Below are 4122 nucleotides of genomic sequence, written 5' to 3' on the forward strand. Positions count from 1 at the left end.
ACCAAGCGGACTTCCGGTGCCTGCGCTTCGACGGCGGATGGTGGCTGCATGGGAAATCCCGCTCCTCCCCCTCATGTTTCTTCAACCGGAGGGCGACTGCGGTCTCTTCCAAACTACAACTGTAGGACTAGCTCCACTTCTTCCGCCTCTTCACCCGCTACGAGGTGAAAGCCGAGAACTCCATCGACTTTCTCCCACCCACCTGCGCTCTCATCCTCACGAACCAATTCCGAACTCAGTTTTAGCGTTTACATCCAGATTGCCTGCCCAAGCACGTTACGTATCCTCTGAACCATGGCATCTCCAATTTTCGGCAAAGCATCAAGCGTCTCATCATCCACTTCGGCCAAATCCCCAACAGTATGAATTCCAGCCTCAGTCAAGACTTGGATCTTCTGCCTTGTTAAGCCATACGGATAAGCAGGAGATTTTCCGAGCTTTTCAATTGGTTCATTGAAGATCGCCAGATCGGCAGACTCCGGCAAAGCCGGCAATGGAATCGACGCAAGCTTACTTGCCTTGTTGAATTGAACGGCCTCCTCGCGAGGAGCAGTCGTCCATCGATCAAATAGCTCCTTTGTCAATCGAGCACCAGGCGTCTGCTCTAGCAAGGCACAAAGATTAAGAGCGTAACGTGCGCCGCGACCACCCGATTTCATTGCGCGCGAAGCCTCACGCTTTGAGATGAACCCTGCATACTCAAGAATCTGAAGAGGCTTAGCCAGCCTCTCATCGATCTCGCGGTAAACCAACATATCACGAGGATTCCTTGGCTTCTGGCCGCACTCCTCGAAAACCAACTCCGCAATCTGCCGAGCGACCGACACCATCGGCTCGTACTTCCCTAGCTTCGGCTGAATTTCATCCAGCAAAGGCCAGTAATAGTTTCGCGCCAACTGAATCAAAGATTCGCCCAACTCAGGGAGCCCAACATTTCGACCATCAGCGCACACCACCTTCAGCGCATTACACGCAAAAACAAACCCCCTCATATTCCCAAGTGTCGACTGAGCAAGAAAAGTCGCCACCGCCTGCTTAGACAGGCTGGCTCGAAAAACATTCTCTCCAAACGCATCAGGATATCGAGCAGCCATCACCTCAAGAAAAGTATCCCCAAACCCAGGAAACTCCTCACTCCTGAGCAAATCGATAACGGTCGCGTCATTATACACATCAAAACGCACACCAAACCGAGTCACTCCAGGATAAATAGCGGCTTTGCATGAAACAGCGCTACTCGAGAGCGTTCGATAAATATCGAAAAACTCCTCAAGCGAAGCTTCACGCCCGAGGTGTGCAGCATCGTCGAAGAAGAGAACAATACGCTTGCCAAGTTTACTCGCAAGCTTCGAAAGCGCATGCTGCACAGAACCAACATCAGGAGATGGATCGAAATCCCCCGCCCGTCCGCCAAGGGTGTCTTGGACCTGCCGAATAATAATTTGAGCAAGAATCCTTTCATACGCATCCCCCGTACTTTTCAGAAGCGGTGCGTGACGAAGGCTCATGTAGATACCCACCGCAGTTGAAGTAGGCGTCAAGGGATCTAGTTGCCTTGAGGCCGCAATCATAAAGGCACTCTTTCCAGTTCCGCGCCCTCCACGAAGCAGTACGGGACCGTGGGCGATAAGTGTTGTTATTATGCGCCGATCATTCAGAGTTGAGAATCGATGCAATTCATCGAACAACTCTGGGGCACAATCCTCCGCCGCCAGGATCAACTCCGCTTGGGTTTCGGCTTCCTGGCTCATTTCATCACCTCAACGTTCTCAAATCGGTTAAATGCCGCCAGCGCATCAGCGTGACTCAACGAAGCAGATGCATGCGCAACAAAGTGGGATACCAACGCGATATCAGCAATCTGGTGTGTGGCACGCTGGACCAAGTCTACAACAGTCGCACGATCATACCGGGACCCGGGCGGCAACACAAACTCATGATGAATCCCCTTTGAGAGTGAAGAATAGAGCCGCCCAATTTCATCTCTTTTTCTATTCACAAACGAGTCGGGAGAAATAGCGCCAAGCTGTGCAAACCAATTCCCTCCACCCTGGCTTCCTCCGCCAAGCATGTATTGAACGGCTGGCCTCCAAATTAGATGATCGTAATAGTCCCCAAGAAGAGCCTTGGTGACTTTTTCGTATTCCAGCGCACTTCCCCATAGGCCTTGAATTTTGCTGCCCGAGAGGACATCTCCTTGCCATCGGATTGATGCCTTCCAGGGAATTTCCGTGTCATAGCCAGGCTGAGCTTGAACTTGGCGGACAACCAAGAGGCGCAACGGATCAAGTCGGCCAACCAATGCGGTGGCTGCTAGCTCAAGCAGCGAGCGCCCTAAGAAAGGGCCGAACATAGACACGCGCCCGCCATCCTGTTCGCTCAACCAGGAGATTTGGGTCATCACATAATCCATTGTACTCTGGATATGTGAGAGGATCTGGCCCAGCTCCGAATTTTGGAGAGCAGCGCCAGGATTGCCGCAAGTTAAGAGGCTAAGGTCGTTGGGCACGCATCCACTCCAGATTGTTCATTACTGACATGGTCACAGACGAACTCAGTCTTACATATCTGTGCGCCCACAGAGGCTTTTTTACACTCGACCGCAATAGCCTCTAGAAATTGCGTGCGTTCTTGGCTGGTGGTGCCCTGGACAAAATGTCTTCAGTCCGGACTTCTCCACTTTGGCTGGATTTCCTTGTAAGTTCGCACGACCGTCGGTGAGACTCTTGCTTGTGAACGCCCGCGCCCGACTCCTCTCCGCCGTCCTGCTGGCCGCCTTCGTCGGGGCCTGCGTCTCCTCGTCTCCATCGCCGTCCACGGACGCGCCGCAGGCCGAGGCAGGCTCCCCTGCGCGGCTGTGGCAGCGCACGGCCGCGACGGGCGACCTCGCACGCTTCACCCGCGACGGCACCCGCGTCGCTCCGGACGGTACGCTGGAGCTGGACACCGCCGCGAAGGAGGGCACCGACCCGTTCCCCGCGGGCGGCTGGCTGGACGGCGGCACCTTCTACAACGGCGGCACGTTCCGCTTCGGCACGGCCACGTCCGAGGTCCAGTCCGTCCCCGGCGGCTTCGACAGCGTGGTGCCGTCCTTCGACGCGCAGACGCCTCCGGGCACCTGGGTGAAGCTCACCGTCGCCGCGCGCATCGAGGGCTCCTGGACGAAGGACTATGACCTGGGCGTCTGGGCCTTCGACGCGGCCACCGTCGCGCGCCACAGCGTGGACGGCCAGGGTGACGCGGACGGCACCGTGCTCACCGACACGCTCAACCTGAAGCGCCGCGCGGACGCCCTGCGCGTCACCGTGTTCCTCTTCTCCGAGCGCCCCGACGCCAGCCCCCGCGTCCGCGGGCTCGCCGCCGCCGTCACCGACACGCGCATGAAGCCCGCCGCGGACGCCGCCGCGGACCGCACCGCGTGGGGCACCGTGCTGGACGTGCCCGGCTACTCACAGATGATCTACCCCGACGGCGGCGAGGTCTGGTGCTCCCCCACGTCCACCACCATGCTGCTCGGCTACTGGAGCCGGAAGCTGGGTGTCGCGGAGCTGGAGCACCCCGTGCCCACCGCCGCCGCCCACACCTATGACTGGGTCTACAAGGGCACCGGCAACTGGCCCTTCAACACCGCCTATGCCGCCCACATGGCGAACGGCGCCCTGCACGGGCTCGTCGCCCGCTTCGACTCCTTCGCCCCCGTGGAGCGGCTCGTCGCCGCCGGCATCCCCGTGAGCATCAGCATCGCGTACGAACCCGGGGAGCTCGCCGGAGGCGCCGCCCGCCGCACCGACGGCCACCTCATCGTCGTGAAGGGCTTCACCGCCGAGGGCGACGTCGTCGTCAACGACCCTGCTTTCGGCTCCAACGAGACCACCAGCGCGACGTACCGGCGCGCCGAGCTGTGGCGCGCCTGGCAGCACTCCCGGGGCGCCGCCTACGTGCTCTGGCCCGCCGGCACCGCCCTGCCCGCTCCGGGGCTCGAACCGCTGCCCTAGTCCTACAGTTGTAGTTTGGAAGAGACCGCAGTCGCCCTCCGGTTGAAGAAACATGAGGGGGAGGAGCGGGATTTCCCATGCAGCCACCATCCGCCGTCGAAGCGCAGGCACCGGAAGTCCGCTTGGT

Annotated in this window: 3 protein-coding genes; 1 reads left to right on the forward strand and 2 read right to left on the reverse strand. The window is 58.9% G+C overall.

From position 1 onward, the window contains the following. Positions 1-248: 248 nt before the first annotated feature. Positions 249-1751, reverse strand: a complete 1503-nt coding sequence (locus tag D7V93_RS44675) for a helix-hairpin-helix domain-containing protein (RefSeq protein WP_147451585.1) — start codon at positions 1749-1751, stop codon at positions 249-251. Continuing rightward, positions 1748-2509 (reverse strand): hypothetical protein, encoded by a 762-nt coding sequence (locus D7V93_RS44680; RefSeq protein WP_147451586.1) that lies wholly within the window; start codon positions 2507-2509, stop codon positions 1748-1750. The genes D7V93_RS44675 and D7V93_RS44680 overlap by 4 nt, the downstream gene beginning before the upstream one ends. 208 nt (positions 2510-2717) lie before the next feature. On the opposite strand from D7V93_RS44680, the gene D7V93_RS39450 reads away from it, so the two are divergent. Further along, positions 2718-3995, forward strand: a complete 1278-nt coding sequence (locus D7V93_RS39450; protein WP_244237779.1) for a C39 family peptidase — start codon at positions 2718-2720, stop codon at positions 3993-3995. Positions 3996-4122 lie beyond the last annotated feature (127 nt).

The sequence above is a fragment of the Corallococcus llansteffanensis genome (assembly GCF_003612055.1).
In the GTDB taxonomy this organism is placed as follows: domain Bacteria; phylum Myxococcota; class Myxococcia; order Myxococcales; family Myxococcaceae; genus Corallococcus; species Corallococcus llansteffanensis.

Excerpts from the sequence above, each read along its gene's own strand:
- D7V93_RS44675 (WP_147451585.1), bottom strand. The coding sequence starts at position 1,751 with ATGAGCCAGGAAGCCGAAACCCAAGCGGAGTTGATCCTGGCGGCGGAG.